Below are 25,280 nucleotides of genomic sequence, written 5' to 3'. Positions count from 1 at the left end.
CATCATGACGAGACCCGCACTGCTTCTGTTCGCACACCAGGCCCGCTCCTACGCGGCGATGATCAAGGAGTACGTCGAGCGACTCGACGTCGCCCTGGTGATTCTCAGCTCGAAACCGCGCGATGTGCGCGATCTCGAGCAACTGGCCGCGCTCGGCCCCGCCCGCCTCTGGAATGTCGACGACGAGCACCTCGACGAATCCCACGTGTCCATGGTGCTGGCAGAAGCGCACGATGAGGGTTTCACGATTATCGCGTCACTCGCGACGTTCGAGGGCTACCGGGTGCTGATGGCGCTCACCAACCAGCGGCTGGGCGCCGTCGACGCCGAGCCGGCTGCGGTGCGCCGCTGCATGGACAAGTATCTGTGCCGCCAGTCGCTCGTCGAAGTGGGTTTGAGCCGCTCGGTCGCGACCGTGCTCGATGAGGAGACGCTGAGCGTGCTGCGCGCGAGCGGAAGGAAGCTCTTCGTCAAGCCGCGGCGCGGCGCCGGTTCGTTCGCCTGCTTCCGGCTCGACGATACGCTGACACCCGAGCGACTCCACGCGCTCAAGCAGCAGATGCGCGATGACCAAGCCTTTCGCGCGATCTTCGCTGGCCAGTTCGACTTCATCGCGGAGGACTACCTGCACGGCGACGAGTACAGCCTGGAAGTGCTGGTGATGGGCGGCGCGAGCCATGTCATCGGCGTGCACGCGAAGTATCTGGACGATTCGAGCGGCACGACGCTCGAAACCAGCAACTCGCTTCCCGCTCCGCGCCTGAGCGATGCGCAGCAGCTCGCAGGCGAGCGCTTCGTCGACGAATGCCTCGCCGCGCTGCAATTGCATGAGGGGTGCTATCACATCGAGGCACGCCACGATCCGCGCGACGAGCACTGGGACATCATCGAGATCAACGCCCGCATGGGCGGCGCCCTCATCAACCAGAGCATCGGCATTTTCACCGGCGGACTCTCGATGCTCGAACTGTGGGTCCGGATGCTGTGCGCCACTACCGGTGCCGCGCGCCGCGCATTGCGCGACGAGCTGGCCACGCTGCGCGAAAGTACACGTCGCCGCGACAAGAGCATGCAACAGGGCACCGTGTTCTTCAGCCGCTATGGCGAGCGCAATCGCACACTGGCGACGCTGTCGACACACGAGCTCGCGCCGCAGCCGGACATCATCGAAAGCCCGGTGCGCGAGGGAACGAGGCTGCCCGACTCGGAGCGCGGCATCTTCATTCTGAACGCGCTCTGGAAGGTGCCCATCGACGAGATCGCGACCCAGTTGAATGCGCTCGCGGCCATGCTCGATCAGAAGCTCGTCGTGCGTTATTCCGATGCGGCCTGACGCCCCGCCCCTTTCATTCTCGAGGAAAAGACCATGAATCGCGTAACCCGATGCGGCATTGAACGCCCCACGCCGTTTTACTCACTCGCCGAGGGCCAGGCGGTGCGAGCCCGGCTCGACCGCTATCTCGACAGGAAGATGGCCGAATGGGCCGCTACCGTTCCCTATGCCAATCATCTGGAAAGCCGGAAGCTCGACAGCAAATGGTATCGCCGCCATACGATCGAGCATGTCTGGCGCATTCGCCTCAGCCGTTCCGCGCATTGCAAGGCGCTGCACGCGATCACCCAGATCTCGCCTGAAGCCGCGCAGCTTTACGCGGAATACCAGTCCGAGGAAATGAACCACGACCAGTTGTTCATGCAGGATTGCAAATCGCTCGGCGTCACGCAGGAAGAACTCCTCGCCACCGAGCCGTTCCTCGCGACGCGGCTTCTGCAGGGCTTTTTCTACTTCCTCTGCGAACACGAAAGCCCGCTCGGCGTGGTCGCATCGAGCTACCTGATCGAGTACACGACGGCGAAGCTCACGCCTCGCCAGATCGAATCGCTGCGAACAACACTCGGCGACGAGAAAATCAAGGGCCAGCTTGCGCACATCAACACCGATGTCGGCGAGGATCACGCGGGCGAGATGTGGCGCATCCTGCGCTATCTGATTCACTCGGAAGAAGACGTCGACAAGGTGCTGCGCTATTTCGACGACATCCAGACCATCCTCGCCATGTACTTCCGCGAGCTTTACGAGACCACGGTCTTGACACCCGTGGAGCGGATGGCAACCGCCTGAGTCTGCAATCCGCGGCTGCCGCGCCGGGCAGCCGCCGCATCTGGACTTGAACATGCATAAAGTACACGTCAGCACGACCGGGGAGAGCTTCACGCTGCCGCACGATGCCTATCTCTCCGATGCCGCCGAGCTGGAACTCGCAGGTCTCACCTTCGGATGCAGGGCCGGCATGTGCGGCATCTGCGTGATCGAGGTGATCGATGGCGCGGCCAACCTGTCACCGCCGGATGAGGGCGAGACGCGCTTGCTCGCCTTGCTCGGTTACACGGATGCAAGTCATCGTCTCGCGTGTCAGTGCCAGTTGCACGGCGACGTGACGATCCTGCAATACTGAGCCGGGAGACGCAGATTGAACCATGTCGTCACGCTAGCCGGCAGCCCGGCAGCCCGTTCTCGCAGCGGGTATCTGCTGCATATCGCCGAAATCGCGCTGCGCGCGCATGGCATCCCGGTGCGACGCATCGATGTGCGCGATCTGCCGGCGGCGGCGCTGGTCCACGCTGACTTCAACGACCCGGGCGTGCGCGCCGCGATCGCGCTCGTCGAAGAGGCGCAGGCAGTCGTCATCGCGACGCCCCTCTACCAGGCTTCCTATTCGGGTTTGCTGAAGACCTTCCTCGATCTGCTGCCGCGTTCTGCTCTGCAGTGCAAGCCGGTATTACCTCTCGCCACCGGCGGCAGTCTTGCTCATCTGCTCGCGCTTGATTACGCGTTGAAGCCGGTGCTGGCGTCTCTCGGCGCGCGCCATGTGCTTGATAATGTGTTTGCCACCGAGGGTGAGATCTCGCTGGGCGACGGTGTTTTCACGCTCACCGGCGCCATCGCGCAGCGCCTTGCCGATGCAGTGGAGTCGCTAGTACGGACGCTCGACGATGCGGCGGCGCTGAGACGCTTACACCAGCTGCGCGTGGTTCAATCGGTCGCTTAGCGACATGGCTGGCGCCCGCTCCAATTTTCCGTCTCGAACGTCCTTATCGCGAACTTGAGCCAGCAAAGGTTGGCCTCTGGCTGGTTGAAGGGAAAGATTTGCTGCACAGGCTGCAGAGGCTGGTGTTGGCAGCGCAAGGCTGAAGAGGCCTGCATGCTGCGACGTTTCTGTGCGCGCTGTCACCGATTCCTCGAGCTCACGGATCGGCGGATCCGCAAGGTGAATACGGTCTTCGGGGTTCCGTGCCCTTTCGCAGTGCCCGGATCGTTTGCTATCCGTGCGAGACGCCCCCGGAACAGGCGACTGCGGAACTGCTGTCGCTTGACGCCAGGCACGGCACTGATGCCGAATCGGCTGCCGTCGCCATGATGAGGTATGCGCCCGTTCCGTGCATTTCCTGGCAGTTTGTGCAAAAACGCTTTTTGATCAACGAATTACAAATCGGTCAAGTGACGGAAGTCGACGAGACCTCATAGCCTTGCTACAAGCGGCTTCTTACATCGTTACGCCAGATTTCGCACGATTCAAACGATTACCCCGGCCAATGCGGCGTGCGGCCGTGCGCCGCTCGGGCGCCGACGAGTCTCACATCATCGTCGAAGACGATTGCACGCGCGAAGGCGCTTCAAGGATTGCTGCCTGCACCACTTCCGCGTTGGAGGCGCTCTTCAACGTGCATAACGGCGACTAAAGCGTGAGCGCGAGTCACGGCGTGGCGGTGCTGCAACCCGGTAACCGCGCAGCCGATATAGTAAAGACGGATGACCGGGCGATGTGCGACACGGAGCGCAGTTGGGAGAACCGCTTGCCATCGATGCGGGGTGAACTTGCATCGTGACGCCGACGCAAGCACCATGCATTGTTCAATCAGACCGACACAGATCGATGTTTTCGGGCTGAATCTGACCCGTGAAGACAGACACTTTGTTGCCGTCGACGCCATAATTGAATTGGTTCCAGACCCGGCAATGTTCCGGGCGACGAGTTCGCGAATCCCGGCTGTTCCATGATGTGATTCACATCGGAGCGGTTCACGTAAATCTCGGCATCCGAATCAAAATGGAGCCGGCAAAAAGCGCAGTCAGTCTGCCGCGCCCGAGTTCAGCAATGAAAAGGTAATGTCTTGCGCACCTTCCCAAAGAACGAGTTTGCCGAATTCTGCCAGGTGCTCGTGGCCTTCAGTCAACGTGAAGAAATGATTGCCGGCCAGCTGACCCATTTTGCTCGCAAATATGGAGCTGCCATAGACGAACAGAAATTCCGTTTCGCTGAAGCCTCCCGGATAAAGAAGGATATCGCCACGTGACGCGTGGCTGGTGTGATTTTCGAAAGTAAGGCCGGTGTCGAAGTCGCCCAGCGGAATCCATACGGCTTCGCCGCTCCAGCGAGAATGAATTACCTTGTTTCTGAACGGTAGCAGTTCAAGGAAGCGTTGGCAGGTGCGGGGTGCTTTCTGTTCTTCGAGTTGCCCGACAAAGCGGAACGGGCCGGCGTCTACGAGAATCTTTTTCATGGCGTCTCCATACGATGGTTAATCACTTTGTGTTTGCCGAGACCACCTCGGTTCGCAATGCCGTCGGCTCGGGCGTGCCAAAGAAACGTTGCAGTGTTCATTATGAGCAAGCACCCGAGTCCACAGTCGCGATTCTGCCAAGGTTCTATGCTAGATGCTTCGCGTTCCTAGATTGCCATTTCAACCGCTCACGTTAATGTGCCACCCGCAATCGCTGAGGATTTGGTTAGCCCGGCGACCCGCTGTTCAGCAGCCTTTCAAGCGGTTGGGGCAGCCCGCGGTTCGGCTTGGCTGGCGGTTGGGTGAAACTGCCTTTCGTCGCCTTTTTCGGGCTGAGCCGGACGAGTCCTTCGATTTGAGTAATCGCAGTCGACACGCCATCGACCACCGGGACCGTCAACTCGTCACGGATCTCGCGTGCGAGTCCGGCCAGCGGCGCACCGGCAATGATGATGACATCGGCGCCGTCTTCGTCGACCACGTGGTTACACAGCGTCTTCAGTCTTACTGCGTAGTCCTGCTGCACGCTGCCGATATCGCGCAACGGCTCTTCGAGAGAGCGGATGCTGGCGAGGCGGCTCGCCAGATGACTGCGTTCGACCGTTTCGCGATACCACGCCTTGATTCGCGGCGAGATCGCGATGATCGAAAAGCGCTGCCCGAGCGTCGCCGCGGTCATGAGTGAGGACTCGGTCAGCCCGACTGCCGGCACGTCGAGCAGTTCCTTGATGCCCTGCAGGCCGGGATCGCCGAACGCCGCGACCACGACACCATCGTAGCTGCCATGACGTTCGGCGGCCACGCACGCGGTCGCATACGCGCCCACCAGCGCTTCGAAGCGTGTCTCGATATACGCCACGCCGAATGGCGCCGTCGCGACCTCGATGTCAGTACCGGGCGAAGCGCTGCGCTGCGCCTCTGCCTGAATCAACGTCGACACGCTTTCAGAGATGTTGGGGTTGATGACGAGAATCTTCATGCTGCTCTCCAATCTCAGAGGTCGACGTACTGCGGTTTTCCAGCGGCGAGAAAGTGCCCTCGGCCCGCTCTCGGCTCGAGATAGCGGCCACTCTCGACCAGCAGTTCGCCGCGTGACAGGCAGTGCTTCGGCCAGCCCTGGACCGTTCGGCCCTCGTACGGCGTGTAGTCGACGTTGTGATGCAGCGCGTCGTTCGCGATAACGACTTGCTTGAGCGGGTCCCACAGCACGATGTCGGCGTCGGCGCCGATCGCGATCGTACCCTTGCGCGGATAGAGACCGTACAGCTTCGCGGGATTCAGCGACGTCAGTTCGACGAACTTGTGCAGCGACAGCTTGCCGGAACTCACGCCATCGAACAGCAACGCCAGTCGAGTCTCTATGCCCGGGATGCCGTTCGGGATGTGCTCGAACGATACTTCTTCGCCGCCGGGCTTCTTGCCTTCTGGATCGTCGTAGGAGAACGGCGCGTGATCGGACGAGAACACGCTGAATACGCCGCGCTTGAGTGCGCTCCACACTGCCTTCTGGCTGGACGAGTCGCGCGGCGGCGGACTGCATACGCACTTTGCGCCGTGGTAACCGTCCTCGTGGCCCAGATCCTCGGCGGTCAAATACAGGTACTGCGGGCACGTCTCCGCGTAAATGTTCAGGCCGCGTTGTTGCGCCCATTCGATTTGCTCGATCGCGTCCTGGCCCGACACATGCACGATCAGGATCGGCACATCGACGAGTTCGGAGAAGGCAATCGCACGGTGCGTCGCCTCTCGCTCGACCACCGCGGGGCGCGACAGCGCGTGATATTTTGGCGCGTGCTTGCCGGCTTCGGTGAGCCTGTCAGTCAGCCATGCGATGCAGTCAGAATTCTCGGCGTGCACCATGACCAGCGCCTGATTGCGACGTGCGACATCCATCACTTCGAGGATCTCGCGGTCACTGAGCTTGAGATCGTCGTAGGTCATGTAGATCTTGAACGACGTGTAACCGGCCGCGATGAGTTCCGGCAGTTCGCGCTCCAGCACCTCGGGCGTCGGATCGGAGACGATCAGGTGAAACGCGTAATCGGTAACCGCGCGGCCGTCGGCGCGGCGATGGTAGTCGTCTACCGCGGCCTTGAGCGATTGGCCTTTGGCCTGCGCGGCGAACGGGATCACCGTCGTCGTGCCGCCGCACACGGCCGCGCGCGTGCCGCTCAGGAAGTCATCGGCCATCTTCAGGCCATCGGGCATCGGCTGGTCGAGATGGCAATGTGCATCGATACCGCCGGGCAAGGCCAGCAAGCCGGTGGCGTCGATCTCGCGCGCGCCTGAGCCGAGATCACGGCCCAGCGCGACGACGATGCCGTCCTTCACGCCAATATCGCAGTTGAAGCGCTCGGACGCGGTTACCACGTCCGCGTTACGGATCACCAGATCGTAGAGGGTTGTCATCGCAGGCCTCTCATGCAACTTCGGAAAACAGGCGGCCCCAGCCCGTGAGGCGGGTCGTATCGTAGCCGGCGAGCTTCAGCGACTTCCACACGACGGTCGAGATGGTGTCGTAAAGCGGAATGCCGTGGCGCTGCTCCACTTCCGGCGCCAGATGCGCGGCATGCAGGTTCGTGCAAAAGGTGACGATCGCCTCCGGGCCTTGCATCGCGACATCGCGAATCTGCGCGCGCAGCGTGTCTTCGCTGACCTCGGAAAACTGGAAGTTCACCTTCAGGCCCAGATGGCTTTCGGCCGTGCAGTCGACTCCGCTCTCGCGGTAATTGGCGACGATTTTCTGCTGAACGTCGTCGAGGTACGGACTGACCAGACCGAATTTCTTCGCGCCGGTCTTGTCCAGAATCTCGTTCAGCGCCAGCACCGATGTGGTTGCCGGAATGTTGGTCGCCGCCTCGATTTCGCGGCACAGACGGCGGTCGGTCTCGAAACCGAGCCAGCCGGATGACGTGCCGTTCCATGCGATCACATCGACCCTGGCGTCGGCGAGCAGCTTGGCGGCCTGAATGATGTTGCTTGTGTCGAACTGGCCGAGCGCCTTGTCGGACAGAGATATCTCGGTGACCGTGAAGCGCGAGAAATGGGCACTGACACCGGGCAGCCGAGCCACCATCGCGCTCGTGATCGGTTCGAGCGCGGTATTGGACGACGGCGTAAGCATGCCGAGCCGGACGCGTTTGCTCATGATGAAGTCAACAATGATTTTTTAAAGGTGAAGAAGGTCGGAATCAAACCGGCAGCTTGCGTTCGTAGTCGATGAGCGTCGAACAGATGAAGAGTCCAACGCCTGCGGCAGCGAAAGCCATCAGCGCCAGAAAATAAGAGCCGGTGGTCTGTACGATCAGGCCGACGACGATCGGAACGAGCACGCCGCCGATGTTGCCGCCCAGATTCATCAGGCCCCCGAGAAAGCCGATCTTGTTGCGCGTGCCGAGGATCGAGGGCAGGCACCAGTACAGACCGCACCAGCGCAGGAAGAACAACGTGGATGCGAGCAGCACCACAACCGTCATCGGGTTGCGGACATAGGCCACCGAGAAAATCGACGCCGTGGCCGCCACGGCAGCGATACCGAACAGCGTGCGCATCACGCGATTGGGGGAACCGCCGGCCGCTTTCCACTTGTCGGCGATCCATCCACCGACCAGCTCACCGACGAAGCCGCTGAAGAAGATCGCGAAACTCGCGCCGCCCATCTGCTGGATATTGAAGCCGTGCACTTTGTTCAGATAGTTCGGCATCCAGGTGAGCAAGCCGTAGAACACGGAGTTGAAGCACATCCAGCCGAAGAACATGCCCCACACCGAGCGGTAGCGGAAGAAATCCAGGCTGCGTCCGCTGGCATGAATCGGCTCGCTGCGGTGCTCTTCCTGCAGCGCCGTTTCGATATAGTCCGCCTCGGCCTGATTGACCGCCGGATGTTCGCTTGGGTTATTACGGATGTAGTACCAGGCGAACACGCCGGCCAGCATGGTGCCGACACCCGCCACCACGAAGGACGTGCGCCAGGATCCGAACTCGCTGATGAGCCCGGAGATGATGACCGCGCCGAGCGCCGCGCCGAGCGGAGCGCCGCCGTCGAGCAGCGTCGCGCCGCGGCCGCGTTCGTGTCGCGTCATCCACATGGCGTTGAGTTTGCCGCCAGCCGGGTAGATCGGCGCTTCAGCGGCCCCGAGGCCGAGACGGGTGAGAATCAGCGCGGTGGCCGTCGAACAGGCAGCGGCAATGCCCTGGAAGAAACCCCAGAACAACGTGGCGCACGCAATCACGATGCGCGGCTTGAACCGGTCAGCCAGCATGCCTCCCGGAATCTGCATCAGCGCGTAGGTCCAGAAGAACGAGCTGAGAATCAGTCCCTGCACTGCCGGGGCGATATTGAATTCCTTCGCGATCAGCGGCATGGCCACGGACAGCGAGGCCCGGTCCACATAGTTGATCGAAATCAGCATCAACATGATCAGAAAGACTCGCCAGCGTACGCCGGTTCGGACCTCGGCCTGCACGGCCGTCTTTGCGGTTTGCATCTATGTCTCCTCCGTTCGCCTGATCTCGGCCTTCGGTTTAAGGGTTTGTACCGGGACGGCTCCCGGCGCGGTGCGTCACATGCGTTTGCGCAGTATATGATCGTTGATTATGAATTACAAGCGCCGTAGACCATTGATGTTTATGTACTTTTTTATTTCTGTAGATAGTCAGCCGCGCCTGTAAGACAATACGCATCGAGGGAAGCTGCCAAAGGAAAACAGGGCGAGATGGACACGAAGTCACTACCGGCCGAGGCCCGCAAGCGGATCAGCCTGCGCGGCACGGGCATGTACGCGGCGATCGCGGAGCGATTGCGCGAGATGATTCTCGATGGTGAGTTGGCTCCGGGCGAGCGTATCGACGAGAAGGCGCTGTGCGAACAATTCGATATTTCGAGAACGCCTCTGCGCGAGGCGCTCAAAACGCTGGTGACCGAGGGCCATGTCACCCACCGGCAGCACATGGGCTTTCAAGTCGCACCGATCAACAAGGACGAGATTGCTGCCATCTTTGAAGTGCTGCATGGACTGGAGGAAACGGCCGGACGCCTTGCTGCGCAGCGTATCGACGACAAGCAGATGAAGGTGCTGATGGATCGCCATCGCACCATGGAGACCTTTCACCGCGAGGGGAAACGTACGGCTTACTACCGCGCCAACCAGAAGGTGCATCAGCAGATCGTCGATGTCGCGGGAAATTTCGTGCTCTCCGATCTGTACTCGTCGTTGATGAGCAAGATCCATCGCGCGAGAGGTGCGGCCAATGCCGATGTGCTGCGCTGGGCCGAATCCCTCGACGAGCACGGTGAAATTTTGGATGCGCTGTCCAGGCGCGACGGAGCGTGCCTCGCCCGGCTACTGCGTGAACACTCCGAGCACACTGCAGCGGAAGTGATGAAAGTGTTGGAGTCCACAAGCGGGAATTAGCGAAGGCGTGGAAGACTGGCTTGGTCGGTGCACTGGGAGACCGAACCGTCCACCGCTAGATTGAAGCCGTCGGCCACACACGTCTACGCACCGCACGACGGGGCGACGATTAACTGCCGCGCGACATGGCGTGAGCAAGCGAGCGAAACGATCAATTGGCGCAACTCTTCATGTCGACGCCGTGATCGCGTGCTCATGCATTTGCAAAGTAGTGTCTTCCTGATGACATCGCGTTCATCGACACGCTCTAGCTAACAACCGACACGCTGCATAAGCTGAAGTTCCACGAACAAGTCGGCATTGACATGCCACCCGGACGTTCCTATCCCGGAAAATAAACGGAATCAAGGGCCCCCTATAGGGGTGGTCTGCCCGCAATGTGCGCCGCCGCCTGACGACACAGATCTCGTCGGGATCAGATGCTTGCTGGCAGCATGTGAGTTGCCAGCTGAGGAAGTCACGACTGCACTGCTACCGGGATTTCTCGTTTCCGTCGACGAAGGGGGAGCGACGGCGTCTGACTGGAACCTTTGGGCGCTCATACGTTGCTCAGGTCGCTGGCCGTCGCTTTGCGTCTACGTGCAACGGGTCTCGGCACCTCTCTGCTTCTTGCGATAAAGCGGGAAGCGAGAGCGTGCACGTATGCCAGTTTGCATGAGAAAGCACATGGCGTGAGCTATCGCGCTACGCGCCGTTGCGCGCGACACGTGATCGTTTAGCGCAAGTGGCTGAACCGACCTATCCACGTCGGTATGCTGACTCGTCATCAACCGAACTGGGTCACTCCCTCAACTCGCTGCTGAAGCGATCGATTCCGCATGGCCGCATTCGCGAGCGACGCCGATGTACCGAAAAGCCGAGGTAAGCCGGCAGCAACCGCGGGCTTCGACGCCGTCGCCCTCCTCTGTACGCCTCAACGAGCGCCGCGTGCAGACGGCTGAATTCCTGACGCAGTCGGATCAGTTCGTCCTGTTCGCCTTCGTGATCTCGGGGCAGGATCTCCCTCATCAGAGCCGTCACGCGCGATGCCGGTTGATCTCACCGCACACGCGCCGTTTCCAGCCGCCCCGTCAGTGCGGGCTTTACCACCAGCCGCCAGGTCGGGAGCCACGCGTAATCGTCCACCTCGCCCGTGCTGGTGAATTCCGCATCGAAGCGCCGACGTAGCGCGTCAAGTGATGCGTCACCTAGCCCAGACGCTCGCGCCACAGCGGTTTGAGGAATTGTTCACCCCAGCTCCGCGAGCAACGGCCACGCGGCATCCAGCCCGTCCGCGTGGTACTGCGTCTCGGTCATCCATGCCAGCGGCGGCGGAATCCGCCACCAGGACTCAATTTCTTCAACCGATTCGCGCGCGATCCGCCACTCGCCCGCGAGAAGCCAAAGCGGCGCGACACGGTGCGCCGCTTCGGTACCGCAATCTCCGAATGGACAGCAGCAAGTGTTTCGAGCACGCGTTGCTTCTCGGCCTGAACGTAAATCGTCATGGCCCGCAGCGACGCATGACCCAGCGCCTGCAGCACGACGTCGACCGACACCTTGTCGGCGGCGGCTGGGTCCCGAGCGCATTGCAGGAAAGCACGCGCGTTCGTCTGGCTGCGCAACGATCGTTCACGGACCCAGCGACTTCCCTGGCGCCCCTCTCCTTTTGGCGCAATAGGCACTTCACTTGTAACCGACTGGGCGGTCAGGTTTGCCGGTGCGCGCGGCAAAAACACCTATCAATTTCCGATATTCTTCCTATGATATGAACACTGTGGATGCGCGCTCCACAGCCTGCCCACCAACTTCCAATTGCTCCATCCGGAGCATCTGTGCAGTATCACCACCCTTGGAGTTTCTAATGAGTAACCTTGCATCGGTTAGCATTCCTGCACAAAAAGAGATCCGCTCGGCGAATGACACAATCGCGCAGCTCAGGGACTTCCAGAGCAAGAACTGGGCGATCGGTCTGAACGGCGACACCTTGGCGCCGGATGGCTTTCTGGCCTTCTTCACCGAACGCAATCTTCCGTTCAGCTACTACGTGCGGGCCAAGGGCGTCAATGTCGGTGAGCCGAGTGCCTATCAGACCAACATCGCCACGCTGACGCAGTACATTGGCAACATCCGCGCAGCTGAAACCACGGCCGTGCACAGCGTGATCAGGGAACTCGAGACTTACAAGGCCAGGAACTGGGCAATCGGTCTGAACGGCAGCACGCTGCAGCCGGACGGCTTCCTGCCATTCTTCGACACGCGCAGCATTCCTTTTGCCTATTACGTGCGCAGCAGCGGCGTCGATCTGGGCTCCCCTGATGCCTATGATGTCAACATCAGGGCTCTCCAACGTTATCTCGCGGAAGTCTAGGCGTTGATCCTTGCGGCAGGGCGCCGGGATAGTCTCTGCCGCTCCATCAGCATCAGATGTCGAGTGTCAAACGAAAAAAGTGCACTGAAGTCGTCCATTTCGAGGCGGACTGGAAAAGGCGTGAGGTTGCGCTTCTTGGCAGTCCCCTAGAAGTCCAGGGTTACAGAAATTGGGGCGCGCCCACAGGAGTTTCACCATGAGTTTCGAAATTGCCACCTGGTACGACACATGGAACAGCACCGGTCTAAACAATCTGGTGCAAGGGAAAGTGCCGCTCAATTATGCTAGCCGCTACAATCTGGCGTTCGGCGAATTCGTGGCGGGCTCAAACGGATACACGGTGAACCTCAATGCGCAGTTCGCGGGCCAAGTTCTGACGCAAATTCGAACGCAGGCACCCGGCGTCCTGATCTACGCGGGTGTGGGAGACACAGGGCTTTCCGCGACGGTGCAGGACAATCTGAAGAACAACAATCGGTCGACGGCGAACATCGTTGCCTACCTGCAGCAGCAGGGCCTCAACGGAATCACGATCGATTCGGAACAGGACGGCATGGCCTACGTGTCGGAACTGGTGTCCCAGCTCGGCCCGAGTTTCAAACAGGCCGGCCTCGGGATCGCGGTCTCGGTTCCATGGCCGAGCAACGGCCCAATCGGCCTTTATGGCAAGCATGCCGTGGCGGCGTTTAACGAGTACGTCGACGCCGTCGAGCTCCAGGATTACTCGTCCGAAAATACGCCCGCGGATGCTCAGGTTTGGATCGATGCGGGGGTCCAGAGGGCCATCCTGATGGGCGGCGTCTGCACCGAAAACAGCGGCGTGCAGACGTCGCTCGAGGACACGGCTGCCTGGACCACGTTTGCACTGCAGAACCAATTGCGGGGCATGTTCAGCTGGCGGCTGGACAACGACCATGGTCAGCAGGGCGAGCAAGAAGATGTCGATCCGACCTTCACCGGTGCGCAAACCATCTACAACACGGTCCAGGGTTACGGCAACCGCGGAGCTTCCGCTTCCTTGACTTGAGCCGTTCGCTGCGACCTCAACCGCGCTCGCACTTGCTACGAGACCTGCTCGGGATTGCATTCGATCATCGGTATCATCTTTCACGATGCCTAGTCGCTCACGAGGCAGTATAGGGGTGATCGTCCTTTGGGTGCATAAAATGGCGTGATTGGCGACATGACCCTGCACTCGGGCAAATTGAAAACGAGAGGCCGTTGCGGGCGCCGAGTGCCGCCGCGGTGATCCGGTCGCTGCGCGACGGTATCGACATGCTGGAACGGCGTCACGCGTGGCGCGGTGACTTCTACGACCGTGGCTAACTTTCCAGCCGAACGACGTCGATGGAATTCCGAGGCAATGGCGGGCGATGTTAGGTTGCCAGGGGCCCTGCCGCACCTTGAGTTTGAACAGCGTTTTGACGTCGTTTTCCTCGCGGACAAACTTGGATAACGCTGCGTGGACGGCGCGATCCGCGTCGCATTCCAGTCGGGTCAATGTCCTCACATGCCTTCAGAATCTGGGGCATCTGCTTCATGTTCGACAGCAGGCTCACTGCGAACTGAACACGCTCCGCGGGTCGGCGAGCTGTTGTTCCCCGTCGATATTTTTGCGATCGCCAGTCCATCGCTGCTCGACGGCCCGAAGCCATTGACCGGGCCGTCCGATCTCACCAAGCATGTCCTGCTCCACGACGCGCATGACTTGTGGCCGGAATATCTCGCTTCACTGAAAAATGGAAGTCGAGTCGATCCCATCAAGGGAGCGCGCTTCAATCAGTCGTCACTCGCCATTGACGCGGCCGCGGCCGGTCAGGGGATCGCATTGACCAACGAACCCTTGGTGGAACGAGACATAGCAGCGGGCCGGCTGCGCCGGATTTTTGATTTTTCGTTTTCCCTCTCGCTCGGCTACTACGTCGTGTATCCGGAAGAGTCGCCGGATTCGGATGCAAAGCGGGCGATGCGGGATTGGCTGTTCGCGCAGGGTGAAAGGGATAGGCAACTCATGGTGCAATCCAAACACCCCGCCAGGAATCCGCATCGCGGATGAACCTGACGCGAACATGTCCGCCCGGAGATAAATCAAGGTAATCGATCTTTGACACTTCGATGTCGACCAGGCAGAAGTTCTCGATGCCGGCGTTTCGCTCGGCATCGCCGGATTCAGGCGGGACGTGTGCGTCGCCTGGCGCTTCGATCGGCGTGCCGGGAGGAAGCGGCGCTCGATAGAGTATCAACGTGCGCGGCCTGCTCGCATTCCAGACCGCGTCTCTCCGTTCACCACTATCGACGAATCTGGCGATGCCTTCAAGGCGAATCTGCAGGCCCGCATCGAAGTCGCAAGCGACCATCGCGATGCGCGGGTCTTTCTTAAGCTCGCTCACTTTTTCGGACCGGATGTCCGTGTGAAAGGTCACCGTGCGTTGATCGCGATTAACCTGACGAAGCACGACGGTGCGAACCCTCGGTGCGCCATCCAGCCCCAACGTTGCAATTTGCACCATGGTGAAAGACGAGCGCTCCTTCCCAGCATTGGCGCCTGCGGTCAACAGAGCCCAGATTTGATCAAGAATTTTCTGCATGGAGTTCGAATATTGCCTCAATCTCGAGCGGCGAATTGAGCGGAAGTACCGTGACGCCCATTGCGGCTCAAGCATGTCGCCCTTTGTCGCCCAGAACCTCGACCAGGAAGTCGGACGCGCCGTTGACCACCGCGGGTTGTTCGACGAAGCCAGGCACGCAGGCAACGAACGCTGAAAGCCTGACGACCCGAGAAATGCGGTTGAGGTCGCCTGTCGCTGCCTTCACTTGCGAAAGCATGTTGATTGCGCAGGTTCTGGCGAGCTCCTTGCCACGAGCAACGTCGAGCTCGCGACCCAGCAAGCCGGTCACCTCCAGCCGATTGTTCACGAACGGGAGCGTTCCCGCAAGAAACAGCAGATTCCCTGTTTGCACAAACGGAACATAGTTGGCGGCCGGAAGAGGTGCAACGGGTAGCTCAATGCCAAGCTCAGCCAGACGTTTTTCGATGTCCACGATCCGCCTTCTGTTGGCGTCGTCAAACGTCTCGCAGCGTATTGCAGCGGCCCATCGTCTGTCGAATCATCTTTTTTGTTGCCTGGGAAGAGATTTTCTACTGCCTTGGAATAACAGACTGCATCACCGGATCGGACGCCGATCGCTTGGTCTCGGTACCCTCGACAGGCGTAACCAACTGCTCCGCGCATGAAGGTTCGCTGTGCGACGTAGAGCAGCCGCTCGAGTGACCCGGTGGAGGCGATGGCGAGCCGCGGCCACTGGCCGAACCCTGCCTCACGACGAACGCTGCCGCCTCGGCCTTATGGAAAGCTTCGCATAAGGCCGATACGCGCGGGTCGAGCGTCGGGCCGGTTCCGAGTTGAACTGGCCGTCCGAGTGGCCACCGTCTGACTCGGCCGAGCGGCGAAACTGGCAGAACCCGAGAGTTCAAATCAAGGGACGAGCTCGATGCTAAGTTCGTCATTTACTGCGAAAACAGCACCGCCAAGATCCGCTCAAGTTCGACGATTTTCCTCACAATCGTCCCAGTATCGCAGTGGGTCGCGATGGTCCGGATAACGTAAGTCAAGCCACGCTGCGAGCTTCGTCCAGTCTGGATGGTGGGTTCCTGTTCGCGCCGACCAGTTCGACGATCGCTCAAGAATTCGACTATTCCCGCGATCTCGAACAAGCACGCTTCCGAGACCGTTCAAAGTGTTTGCCTGCGATTCGATAAGGTAACGTTGCAGGAGCCTGACTGAGTTCAGCATCTTGGCCCACCCGTATAACCCGCGAGCCACGCCAAAAGCGTCACGCAATTCGATGGGGCCGCTCTCAGCGGCGAACCGCTGTCAACCCCTCAGGAAACTCTGCGACCACCTCATCTTTACCTTCTCCCGCCCACTTCACACGTAAGGCGCGCGTCATCGCTTCGCGCATGCGAGGCACCGATTGGTAGCCCGGCGGCAGTTCGACCGACACTGGCAGTGTGATCAGGTGGTCTTTCCAGAGGGTGGCTTCGTCCTCAACGCGCTTTACGATATCGGACACGTCTGGCCCGAACGGATTCTCGGGGCCGCTCGACACGCTCGCCTTTGCCGGCGGCAACCCCTCGAAAAGGCTCTCAGCGTCCTGCTGTACCGCGCGCCTTCGGGTCGACACGGGCGCCCGCGGGTCCGCGCTGACCGACAAAAGGCGGAGCAGATCGCGTCCTGAGCGAGAGAAGCGCCTCACCGACGCACCTCGCAGCGCCTCTGCCTCTCGCCGTGCGGGCCCATTGCGCTTACAACGAATACCGCAAATTGCACACGTCGAAGGATCACACCCAGGCGCGTCCGGGATCCAACGTGTTCGGGGAAGAAGTTCTCGGGCCGGGACGGCAACCATCGCTTTGGCGGGTTGCTATAGCCTATCAACGACTAGGGACGACCGCATTGGAACCTCTTGCATCATCGCACGGACTACGAGGGTTCGCGAACCTCATCGAGTCGTTGAAGCAGCGCCACGGAGGCTCTGTTGCGGGATACGCCACGCCGAATTCAACTGATCTACCCGGTACAAAGGATCCTCTGCATTCGCAAGTGATGGAGCAGGCCTCGCCAACGTTTCCGGCAGCGTCACCGCGGGGGTTTGTGTTCCCGTCCGACAAGAAATCCGCAGCAGCCGTTCGGAAGTGAAGCCATGACGCGGACTGAATCATCGATGCTGCTCCTTCCGGGGTGTCATGTACACGCCAAATAGGCCCTCATGCAGGCGGCTGAGCGCTTGGCGAAGGACGATCAGTTCATGCTGATCGCCTTCGTGTTCTCGGCGCAGAATCTCCCCGAGCAACGCGGTCGCACGCGATGCCGGTAGGTCGCGCAGCACACGCGCCTCTGCGAGTCTGCCCGCAAGCGCCGGTTTCATGACCAACAGCCACGCCGGGAACCACGCATAATCTTCGACCTCGCTTGTGCCGGGCAACGCAGCATCGAAGCGTCGGCGCAGCGTATCGAGTGAGGCGTCCTCCAGCGCGACGAGTAGCGCTGCAAACTGGGCCGGCGCCAACCACGCCAACTCTGCGGATAGCGGCCACGCCGCGTCTACTCCGGCCGCCCGATAGCGCGCCTCGGTCATCCATGCGAGGCGCGACGGGATGCGTCACCAGGACTCAATCGTTCCGATCGCATCGCTTGCCGCTGCACGATCGCCTGCTCGAAGCCACAGGGGTGCCGCGTGACTGTCAGTGTCGATGCCACAATACGTCGGTGGTGCGGCGCGCTGGGCGAGCGGGCGCCAGCACGGTGTCAGCCAAGCTTGAGCGGTGTGCTCGGGCAGTACCCGGCGGGCAGCAGGCACCACCTCACTCTCAAAGCGACAGCAGATCGCGGCCAACTCGGCATGATCCGTCAGCGGAACCGTTGATGCGTTCTCTAGTTCGCAAACAAGCACGGTCATCGCGGGTAGCGCGCTGTCGCCAGCGTACTCGCGGGCAAGCAGCGTCAGTGCCGTTCGCGCCGCCGCCGCGCTGCGACGCTGCAGCTGCTCCACCACGTCATTGCGCAATGCCACGTCACGGCTGTCTGCGAAGATATCGAGCTGCTGCATGGTCTGCTGCATCAGCATCGCGCTCAGGAAAGGCCTATGAAGAGCGTTTGGGTTAGTCGATTTCACCGCGTCGAGAAAGCTGCCACCGTAGCTTTCGTTGGCGGTCCCCACTGTCATCTAAGGGTGCGGTCGCTACCGATCCCTACCGACGTGGCTCGAGCATCGTTCCTCGCCATCGGCGAGCGCCGCAGCGACACGCGTACACCCGCGATTCGGGCGTTGACTCTGTCGTTATCCTTGCTGATGCCCGCCAAGATCGCGAAATCACGATGCCCCAGACTCAATTGGTACTCGGTGGCCTGCCTCGCGGAACGAAGGTTGTCAAAGCCAACACATGCTCGCCCACCGGCAGGATCGTAGACGTAGGGGTTGACGAACGGGACGCCGCGCATGTCGAGAAAATCGTACAGCGCCGTTCTAATGCAAACCGCCCACGAGCTCCACACCTTCGGCGCCGCGCTCGATCAAGAGTTGCCTTTGCTTGAGTTCCTTCCGGATGTCAAAAGCTGAATTATCGAATTTTAAGTAGGCGGATAGATTAATGCATTGTTGGGCGAAGGCGCATCGAGGCCTTGCATATCGACGTGGAAACGCTGGCTCAGCAAGCCCGCGTGCATCGGAACACGATCAGCCGTCAGTCTGCATCCGAGATGCGTACAACGATTTCTCCGCGACGCTCTGCGGGTCATTCGCGCAGCGACCGATATCTCCGGGGACGTCACAAAGGCACTCTTCTGGTATCAAAACGAACCTCTGCCCGTGTTTAAATTCAAGACCGCCGAGCAATGGTCCCTGAAGGTCGGGCGGTCGAGCGAACCGTACCGGGCTCAACACGCTCTATCTCGCGTTGGACCACGACACGGCCATCCGAAAATATCAGCAGCTAACGGTCTCACCGATTCCCAGATCCACGGCAGCATGCGCGGAATCGTAGCGAGATGACGCGAGATCAGATTGACGAACGGCACGTTCAGCGTGGCCCGCGAATCCGCAAAAATGCGCGCGGTCTCGCCGGATGCTTCGCTTTCCGGCACGGGGTCGATCAGATCAGTTTCGTTCATCTCTCGGATTCCATAGCACTTGCAAACGCTGATCCAATACGCCCGACACGTCCGCGCTGTCCGCGCCAGCCGAAGCAACACACGCTTATGAAATCCGCGGCGGCCCCTCAGGCGACGAACGCGTTACGCGACCTTGATGTTCGACGTGCGAGGATATGCCGTCTTTCGCCAATCACCCGACTTCGGAACCGGCAAACCGAGGTTCTCGCGCAGCGTGCCGCCCGTATATTCCTTGCGAAACAGGCCGCGCCGCTGCAACTCCGGCACGACCATGCGCACGAAATCCTCGTACGCGCCGGGCACGTGCGTCGGCGCGATCACGAAGCCATCGACGGCGCCTTCGACAAACCATTGCTCCATCTGGTCGGCGACCATCTTCGGCGTGCCGCAGAACACCGGGAATTCCTCAATGCGCGCACGCTTTGAGAAATCCACGAAATCGCGCACCGACGGATTCTTCTTGCCCGAGAGCGTCACGACGCGATCGCGGAAACCGGTCCAGCCGGAGATCGCGGCCATTTCGGCATCGCTGAATGGATCGTCGTAGCCGCGCTTCGAGAAGTCGGTGTTGAGCACTTCGCACAGCAGCGCGAGCGAATCGATCGGTTTCGCGAGCGAGTCGATGTATTCGCGTTCTTTCTGCGCGATCTCGTCCGACTCCGCCACGATCGTGTAGCACGCGGTAGAGATCTTCACGTCGTCGGGGTTGCGGCCAGCGTCGGCGAGCGCCTGTTTCATCTCCGCGTATTGCTTCTTGCCCACCGCGAGATTCGGATACACGACGAAGATGAGATCCGCCCAGCGCGACGCGAACAGACGCCCGCGCCCGCTCTGCCCGGCCTGGATCAGCACCGGATGCCCCTGCTGCGAGCGCGGCACCGTGAACGGCCCGCGCGACTTGAAGAAGCGCCCTTCATGATCCAGACGATGCACCTTCGACGCATCGGCGAAGCGGCCACTCTCCTTGTCGAGAATCAGCGCGCCGTCTTCCCACGTGTCCCAATGACCCATCACGGTTTCGACGAACTCGTCGGCGCGGTCATAGCGAAGGTCGTGCTCGAGATGCGCGCTCTCGCCGAAGTTCGCCGCTTCCGAATCGTTCAGCGATGTGACCACGTTCCACGCGGCGCGGCCCTTGGTCATCAGATCGAGCGTGCCGAACGTGCGCGCGATATGGAACGGCTCGTAGTACGTCGTCGAGTACGTCGCGCCGAGGCCGAGTTTCGACGTGGCCATGCCCATCGCGGTCAGAATCGAGATGAGGTCCATCTTCACGGCGCGCACGCCGTGCTCGACAGTCTGCGCATGATCGTTACCGTAGATGTCGGGCATCGCGAGGCGGTCGTCGAAGAACGCCAGATGGAACTTGCCCTCTTCCAGCGTGCGCGCGACCCGCTGGTAGTACTCGGGCGTCGTGAAATCCTGCATCGCCGCGCTGTGACGCCACGACCCGGGATAAGTCGAGCAGTTCTGCGCCTGCAGAAAGCCAATCAACGTCATTTGCTTTTTAGTCATTTCGATATCCTTGTGAACATGATTTTATGCGCCGACCGATACTTCATTGACGGTCTCGATGCAGTCACGTCGGCGAATCGGCGAGCGCGTCATCAGGAGGCTCACGAGCGCACCGGCCAGAGCGAGCGCACCCGCGATATAGAACGCGTTGTTGTAGCTGTGCGTGATGGCGACGACGTAGCCGGTGGCAATGGGCGCGATCATCGCGAACGAAGCGCCGCCCGTGATCAGCAGGCCCGTACCGCGTCCGACTTCCGCCGACGACGGCAACAGGTCGCCTATCAGCGCGATGTTCATCGCAAGCGCGGCTTGAGCACCGGTCAGCGAGAGCGTGAAGACGGCGACCATGACCCACATGTCATCGACGAAGGGCGTCGCGAGCACGACCGATGTCAGCAGCATCGATGCCGCCACCATGTTGCGCCGTCCACCCTTGTTGATTGCATCCGCGGGCAGCAAACGGTCGCTCAGCTTGCCGATTGCGAGCGCAAGAATCACCGAGAGCGCGTACGGCAGCGCCGTGAAATAGCCGCTCTTCACGATGTCCAGATGCCGCTCCGTCTGCAGATAGCTCGGCAGCCAGGTGAGAAACAGAAACTGCGCGTACGAACCGAAGCCCTGCGTGATGAGCAGGCCCCACACGCTCACCGACTTGAGCAGATCGGGAATGGAGAGCGTCGGTCCGGTGGGCGTATCGGGCAGGCCGCCGTTGCGCTCGCGCAGAATCAGCGCGCGCTCGTTCTCGTCGATGAAAGTGGCGTACTCGGGCTTCCTGAACCACTTGAGCCAACACAACAGCCAGATCGCGCCGGAGCTGCCGACGAGCACAAAGCCCGTGCGCCAGCCGAACATCTGCACCGCCCAGGCGACGACGAGCGCGCCGATCGCGGGCCCGGCATACGAGCCGCTATTGAGCACCGCCGCGGCGATACCGCGTTCGCGCGCCGGCATCCATTCGCGAATCACCTTGCCGCCCGCCGGATACGACGAGGCCTCGCCCGCGCCCATCACGAGGCGCGTGACGAGAATCGACATATAGCTCCACGCAAAGCCTGTCGCAACGGTCGCGGCCGAAAAGATCGCCATGCCTACGGCGTTGACGTAGCGCGTGCCCCAGCGGTCGAGCGCAAGACCCCAGATGATCAGACTCGCAAAGTATGTCCAGATGAACGAAGACAGCAGAAAGCCCATTTGAATGGGGCTGATGCCGAATTCGCGCGCGATCGGCTGCGCTGCCACCGACAGCGCGACGCGGTCGATGTAGTTGATGCTCGTGAGCGAAAACAGAAACAGGTAAATGAAGATGCGGCGATTTTTCATACGTCTCCTCCGAAAATCCGTGCGTACGTTTGTCGTGCGCCGGACGGTCTTTGCCTTTACGGATGTGTGTGCAACGCCTGTGCCTTGCGGTTATGAGATCGCCTCCGCTGCAAGTTCCTCGACGCCGAGCGCATAAACACGATTCGCCGTGCCCGCGAGCATCGCGCGGCGCGCCGCGGCCGGATAGCCCGCGGACATGATCTTGAACGCGTTCCACACCGAGACGTAGTTGCAACTGCCCTTGTCGACGGGAAAATTGCTCTCGAACATGCTGCGCTCCGCGCCGAACAGATCGATGCAGGTGCGCACGTAAGGCGTCCAGCGCTCGACCAGCTCGAGGCAGCTCGCAGGCTTCGCGGCATCGGCAAAGGAGAGGCCCGTGCGCGGCATCGCAAGGCCGCCGATCTTCACGATGACGTTATCGTTCGACGCTACGCGCGCGAGCGACTTGCCCCATGCTTCGCGCACGGCGGCGCGTTGATTCGCATATGGCCCGATGCCGAGCGGCCCGCCGCAGTGGTTCAGCACGATCGAGAGATTCGGATGACGCCGTGCGAGCGCGGCAGCCTGATCGAGCTGCGTGTGATAGACCCAGAGATCGAGCACGAGGCCCATCCCTTCGAGAATCGCGCAGTAGCGGTCGAGTTCGGGCGCGCTGATAGTGTGTTCATCGGGCCCGTCGTGCGGCGCGGCGAACGCCGGATCGGCATGCCACGCCGCACGCACGCGCACGCCGCGCATGCGTCCCTGTCCCGCCTCGATATGCGCTTCGAGCACCGCTTGCGGATTCGCGACGAACGGATCGCCATAGGCGACGATGCCCTTCACGAGGTTCGCGTGCCCTGGCGGCAGTTGCGCGGCCTCGTTTGCCTGCGCCACCGCGAAGCGCGTCTCGCCGACCGGTGCGAATCCGGCGGGCGCGTGTTCATCGAAATGCGCCTTGCATTCGACGAACACGCTCGCGAGCACGCGATGCCCGGAGCCCGTATCCGCCACGAACTCAGGCGCGTGATAGAACGCGCTCTCGACATCCCACAGATGATGATGCGGGTCGATGACCGGCAACTCGGGCTCGACGGCAGGCTCGGCGACTTGCGCGAGCCACTCGGGCCGGATGCGCGGGAAATTGCTGCGTTCATATTTCGCGTCGAACATGCGCGCTCCTTATGCGGTCAGGGGCCAGAAGCCACCGAACTGTCCGCTCAGATAGATGAGCGGGGCCGTCGGCTGCTGCGGCTCGATCGCCAGATGCTCGACCGCGCCGATCAGGATCGCGTGCGTGCCGAACTCGACCAGATCGTGCAGGCGGCACGAAATCGCTGCGACGCTGCCATCGAGCGCCGGGAGACCGGCATCGTTCGTGCGCCACGCGCCGTTCGCGAAGCGCGCATCGCCGTCCGGCTTGCGCGAGAACGCCACGGCGAGGTCGGCATGCTGCTGCGTCAGGAGGTTCACGCAGAACCGCCCGCTCATCACGAGCGCGTCGAACGCAGACGCATGCCGATTCACCGATACCACCAGCGCGGGTGGGTCCATCGTCAATGAGGTGACGGCCGTGACCGTCATGCCGTGGCGCACGCCGTCGTGAATCGTCGAGACCAGCGCGACGCCGCCCGCGAGCCGCCGCATCGCATGACGGAACGAAGTCTGCAATGTCTCGGCGTCGTCCACGCGCGAGGCGCCGGGGCGCACCTGAAGTTCGGCTTCGCTCATCGCGTGTTCTCCAGTTCGATGGGAATGTCGATGTCGAGCATCGGCGCGTGCTGCTGCGCGCCGTACACGTCCGTGTCGCCGATATCGCCCGACGAAATGACACGCGGCAACGTCGCCTTGAACGCCCGCGCGGCGCGGTATGGCGTGAACTGCACCTGCTCCGGCCTCACGTCGTAGAGGCGCGCGAAGAGCTCGCGATTGAGCACGCCGGTCGCGGCGACGCGATCGTAGATCTCGTCGGTTTCGAACACGATGTCGAGCGTGACCATGAATGGCCCCGCGTTCTTGCTGCGGCAAACGCTCGCGAAATCCTTAATGGCTGGCATGACGACCTCCGACTTCTTCGTAGCGAATCGGGAACAACGAAAGCGCGTTCTCGGGCTCGACCAGATGACAAATGGAAAAGCGGTAGACCTGACCGAGATCGAGGTCGGACGGCGAAAAGGGAATCGCCATGTTCCCTTCCTTGCACAGACGGCCCGGGAACTCCGAATGCAGGATCGTCGTGCGCGCGATGGCAAGCACGGCCTTCGCGGTATCGCGGTCCTGCGCGACCACTTCGGCGACGATCGCCGTTTCATGCGGATGACGCGCCTCGACCGGCAAGGGCTCGCGTTCGCCCATCACGCCGTTGCGGCCGTAGACGCGGAAATTGAGCGTATAGCTGTCCGACGGCGCGCCGAACGCGGTTGCCTTCTCATCGACGATCTCGCGCGCCCGCGCGAGGTAGCGGTCCATCTGCGCCTGAAGGACCGGGTCGCGTGTCGCGCACAGCGTGATCACGCGATGCCCGCGCGCTTCGACGCCTTCGAGCTTCACCGTGTACTTCTCGGGACGCCAGCGCATGCCGGAAACACGCACGGCGCGCTCCGTGACGGCTTCGAACGCGCATTCGGAAGTGTCCAGCATGCCGCCGGGTTCATGATGATGAATCGGGCTGCTGTTCTCATGAAGCGCGAAGTACGCGACCGAGCGCGGTGTGCAGGCCTGATCGGGGTGCATCGGTTCGAGTTCGACATGGTCCTTGCGGATCGTCGCAAGCAGGCAGCCTTCGCGCTTCGGCAATGCGGGCTCCGCACCGCATTCGAGCATCTTTCCGGCGTACCAGCCGAGCTCGGGCGGGAAGCCCGCGCGGATCGTCATCGCGGCCCAGGGCGCAGGATCGGTGCTGCGGCCCGAGAGAATCACTTGCGCGCCTGCATCGAGCGCGGCGATATATGGCTCCGGCCCCATCGCGCCGACAACGCGCACGGCCTCTTCGATGAGTTCGGGCGTCATCTGCGGAAGGCCGTACAGCGGCCGCGTCTTGCCCGCGTTCACGTGTTCGAGCAGCACCTCCTTGGGCAATTCCGAATTGATCACGGCGAGCTTGAATGACAGACTTTCTTCCTGCGCGATCTCCTTGACGATGTCGATCATCATCTGGAGATGCGGATCGCCACCCGCGCCGCCGCACGTGCTGACGATCACGGGAATCCCGCGCGGGACGGCGGCCGCGAGCATGATGCGCATGTCGCGCTTGGTCGCCATGCGTGAGGTGAACGATTCGCCCGATGCGAGATAGTACGGTCCCGGATCGGAACTGCCGCCATCGGCGCCGATGAGATGCGGCTTGCGTTCAAGGCCTGCTTCGAATGCGCTTTGCGCGAAGCCGTAGCCAAGTATCGCTGTAGTGCTGAGCAATCTGAGTTCTTCCATTGCGCTGTTGTCTCCGTTGTGCTCCTGAATGGAATC

General features: G+C 61.3%; 24 protein-coding genes and 4 pseudogenes. 9 read left to right on the top strand and 19 right to left on the bottom strand.

What is annotated here, in order from left to right:
- Positions 1 to 4 precede the first annotated feature (4 nt).
- From AC1Z32_RS08475 to AC1Z32_RS08455, 5 genes and pseudogenes are all read left to right on the top strand, one after another.
- The gene (locus AC1Z32_RS08475) at positions 5 to 1,333 is read left to right on the top strand and encodes an ATP-grasp domain-containing protein (RefSeq protein WP_483478295.1); all 1,329 of its coding nucleotides are present in this window, start codon (positions 5 to 7) and stop codon (positions 1,331 to 1,333) included.
- Positions 1,334 to 1,366: 33 nt separating this feature from the next.
- Positions 1,367 to 2,122: an iron-containing redox enzyme family protein gene (locus AC1Z32_RS08470; RefSeq protein WP_483478294.1), complete on the top strand. Its 756-nt coding sequence runs from the start codon at positions 1,367 to 1,369 to the stop codon at positions 2,120 to 2,122.
- Positions 2,123 to 2,174: 52 nt separating this feature from the next.
- The gene (locus AC1Z32_RS08465; protein WP_483478293.1) at positions 2,175 to 2,456 is read left to right on the top strand and encodes a 2Fe-2S iron-sulfur cluster-binding protein; all 282 of its coding nucleotides are present in this window, start codon (positions 2,175 to 2,177) and stop codon (positions 2,454 to 2,456) included.
- Between the two features lie 15 nt (positions 2,457 to 2,471).
- On the top strand, positions 2,472 to 3,050 hold the full coding sequence (gene ssuE / locus AC1Z32_RS08460; protein WP_483478292.1) for an NADPH-dependent FMN reductase: 579 nt from the start codon (positions 2,472 to 2,474) through the stop codon (positions 3,048 to 3,050).
- Positions 3,038 to 3,493: pseudogene (locus AC1Z32_RS08455) on the top strand (hypothetical protein); the annotation flags it as partial. The gene ssuE and the pseudogene AC1Z32_RS08455, both read left to right, overlap by 13 nt.
- A 638-nt stretch (positions 3,494 to 4,131) precedes the next feature.
- Here AC1Z32_RS08455 and AC1Z32_RS08450 read toward each other — a convergent pair.
- The 5 genes from AC1Z32_RS08450 to AC1Z32_RS08430 all read right to left on the bottom strand — a co-directional run bounded on the left by AC1Z32_RS08450 (position 4,132) and on the right by AC1Z32_RS08430 (position 9,050).
- The gene (locus AC1Z32_RS08450; protein ID WP_483478291.1) at positions 4,132 to 4,563 is read right to left on the bottom strand and encodes a DUF3830 family protein; all 432 of its coding nucleotides are present in this window, start codon (positions 4,561 to 4,563) and stop codon (positions 4,132 to 4,134) included.
- A 226-nt stretch (positions 4,564 to 4,789) separates the two neighbouring features.
- Positions 4,790 to 5,542, bottom strand: a complete 753-nt coding sequence (locus AC1Z32_RS08445) for an aspartate/glutamate racemase family protein (protein ID WP_483478290.1) — start codon at positions 5,540 to 5,542, stop codon at positions 4,790 to 4,792.
- Positions 5,543 to 5,556: 14 nt separating this feature from the next.
- A complete protein-coding gene (gene hydA / locus AC1Z32_RS08440) occupies positions 5,557 to 6,972 on the bottom strand; it encodes a dihydropyrimidinase (RefSeq protein WP_483478289.1) in 1,416 nt (471 codons plus the stop codon).
- A gap of 10 nt (positions 6,973 to 6,982) precedes the next feature.
- Positions 6,983 to 7,711 (bottom strand): maleate cis-trans isomerase family protein, encoded by a 729-nt coding sequence (locus AC1Z32_RS08435; RefSeq protein ID WP_483478288.1) that lies wholly within the window; start codon positions 7,709 to 7,711, stop codon positions 6,983 to 6,985.
- A gap of 43 nt (positions 7,712 to 7,754) precedes the next feature.
- Positions 7,755 to 9,050, bottom strand: a complete 1,296-nt coding sequence (locus AC1Z32_RS08430) for an MFS transporter (RefSeq protein WP_483478287.1) — start codon at positions 9,048 to 9,050, stop codon at positions 7,755 to 7,757.
- A 228-nt stretch (positions 9,051 to 9,278) separates the two neighbouring features.
- Here AC1Z32_RS08430 and AC1Z32_RS08425 point away from each other — a divergent pair, with 228 nt between their 5' ends.
- Positions 9,279 to 9,977 carry a GntR family transcriptional regulator gene (locus tag AC1Z32_RS08425; protein ID WP_483478286.1) on the top strand — a complete coding sequence of 233 codons (699 nt, stop codon included), beginning with the start codon at positions 9,279 to 9,281 and terminating at the stop codon, positions 9,975 to 9,977.
- A gap of 1,292 nt (positions 9,978 to 11,269) precedes the next feature.
- On the opposite strand, the gene AC1Z32_RS08420 is transcribed toward AC1Z32_RS08425, so the two are convergent.
- Entirely contained in the window at positions 11,270 to 11,581 is a 312-nt protein-coding gene (locus AC1Z32_RS08420; RefSeq protein ID WP_483478285.1) for a hypothetical protein, read from the bottom strand.
- Between the two features lie 239 nt (positions 11,582 to 11,820).
- Here AC1Z32_RS08420 and AC1Z32_RS08415 point away from each other — a divergent pair, with 239 nt between their 5' ends.
- Together AC1Z32_RS08415 and AC1Z32_RS08410 are read left to right on the top strand one after the other, a co-directional pair.
- A complete protein-coding gene (locus AC1Z32_RS08415; protein ID WP_483478284.1) occupies positions 11,821 to 12,327 on the top strand; it encodes a hypothetical protein in 507 nt (168 codons plus the stop codon).
- Positions 12,328 to 12,523: 196 nt separating this feature from the next.
- Positions 12,524 to 13,354 carry a glycoside hydrolase family 18 protein gene (locus tag AC1Z32_RS08410; RefSeq protein WP_483478283.1) on the top strand — a complete coding sequence of 277 codons (831 nt, stop codon included), beginning with the start codon at positions 12,524 to 12,526 and terminating at the stop codon, positions 13,352 to 13,354.
- A gap of 375 nt (positions 13,355 to 13,729) precedes the next feature.
- On the opposite strand, the pseudogene AC1Z32_RS08405 reads toward AC1Z32_RS08410, so the two are convergent.
- Positions 13,730 to 13,904, bottom strand: a pseudogene (locus AC1Z32_RS08405) (DUF47 domain-containing protein); the annotation flags it as partial.
- Positions 13,905 to 13,915: 11 nt separating this feature from the next.
- Here AC1Z32_RS08405 and AC1Z32_RS08400 point away from each other — a divergent pair.
- A pseudogene (locus tag AC1Z32_RS08400) lies at positions 13,916 to 14,383 on the top strand (LysR substrate-binding domain-containing protein); the annotation flags it as partial.
- Here AC1Z32_RS08400 and AC1Z32_RS08395 read toward each other — a convergent pair.
- From AC1Z32_RS08395 to AC1Z32_RS08340, 12 genes and pseudogenes are all read right to left on the bottom strand, one after another.
- Positions 14,337 to 14,915 (bottom strand): pyridoxamine 5'-phosphate oxidase family protein, encoded by a 579-nt coding sequence (locus AC1Z32_RS08395; protein ID WP_483478282.1) that lies wholly within the window; start codon positions 14,913 to 14,915, stop codon positions 14,337 to 14,339. The pseudogene AC1Z32_RS08400 and the gene AC1Z32_RS08395 sit on opposite strands and share 47 nt — an antisense overlap.
- Positions 14,916 to 14,982: 67 nt before the next feature.
- Complete coding sequence (locus AC1Z32_RS08390; RefSeq protein ID WP_483478281.1) at positions 14,983 to 15,369, bottom strand: RidA family protein; 387 nt, start codon at positions 15,367 to 15,369, stop codon at positions 14,983 to 14,985.
- 497 nt (positions 15,370 to 15,866) lie between these two features.
- Positions 15,867 to 16,512, bottom strand: a pseudogene (locus AC1Z32_RS08385) (hypothetical protein).
- A 534-nt stretch (positions 16,513 to 17,046) separates the two neighbouring features.
- Positions 17,047 to 17,466 (bottom strand): hypothetical protein, encoded by a 420-nt coding sequence (locus AC1Z32_RS08380; protein ID WP_483478280.1) that lies wholly within the window; start codon positions 17,464 to 17,466, stop codon positions 17,047 to 17,049.
- Positions 17,467 to 17,490: 24 nt separating this feature from the next.
- The gene (locus tag AC1Z32_RS08375; protein WP_483478279.1) at positions 17,491 to 18,054 is read right to left on the bottom strand and encodes a hypothetical protein; all 564 of its coding nucleotides are present in this window, start codon (positions 18,052 to 18,054) and stop codon (positions 17,491 to 17,493) included.
- 710 nt (positions 18,055 to 18,764) lie between these two features.
- The gene (locus tag AC1Z32_RS08370) at positions 18,765 to 18,998 is read right to left on the bottom strand and encodes a hypothetical protein (protein WP_483478278.1); all 234 of its coding nucleotides are present in this window, start codon (positions 18,996 to 18,998) and stop codon (positions 18,765 to 18,767) included.
- 123 nt (positions 18,999 to 19,121) lie between these two features.
- Positions 19,122 to 20,513 (bottom strand): LLM class flavin-dependent oxidoreductase, encoded by a 1,392-nt coding sequence (locus tag AC1Z32_RS08365; protein ID WP_483478277.1) that lies wholly within the window; start codon positions 20,511 to 20,513, stop codon positions 19,122 to 19,124.
- Between the two features lie 24 nt (positions 20,514 to 20,537).
- A complete protein-coding gene (locus AC1Z32_RS08360; RefSeq protein ID WP_483478276.1) occupies positions 20,538 to 21,833 on the bottom strand; it encodes an MFS transporter in 1,296 nt (431 codons plus the stop codon).
- A gap of 90 nt (positions 21,834 to 21,923) precedes the next feature.
- Entirely contained in the window at positions 21,924 to 22,988 is a 1,065-nt protein-coding gene (locus AC1Z32_RS08355) for an amidohydrolase family protein (protein ID WP_483478275.1), read from the bottom strand.
- 9 nt (positions 22,989 to 22,997) lie between these two features.
- A complete protein-coding gene (locus AC1Z32_RS08350; protein ID WP_483478274.1) occupies positions 22,998 to 23,546 on the bottom strand; it encodes a flavin reductase family protein in 549 nt (182 codons plus the stop codon).
- Positions 23,543 to 23,872, bottom strand: coding sequence for a DUF4387 domain-containing protein (locus tag AC1Z32_RS08345; RefSeq protein ID WP_483478273.1), 330 nt, complete (start codon positions 23,870 to 23,872; stop codon positions 23,543 to 23,545). The genes AC1Z32_RS08350 and AC1Z32_RS08345 overlap by 4 nt, the downstream gene beginning before the upstream one ends.
- Positions 23,859 to 25,244: an acyclic terpene utilization AtuA family protein gene (locus tag AC1Z32_RS08340; RefSeq protein ID WP_483478272.1), complete on the bottom strand. Its 1,386-nt coding sequence runs from the start codon at positions 25,242 to 25,244 to the stop codon at positions 23,859 to 23,861. The genes AC1Z32_RS08345 and AC1Z32_RS08340 overlap by 14 nt, the downstream gene beginning before the upstream one ends.
- Between the last annotated feature and the right edge of the window lie 36 nt (positions 25,245 to 25,280).

It is taken from the genome of Caballeronia sp. 11_S32 (assembly GCF_056930355.1).
This window is presented reverse-complemented; position numbering and strand designations above follow the sequence as displayed.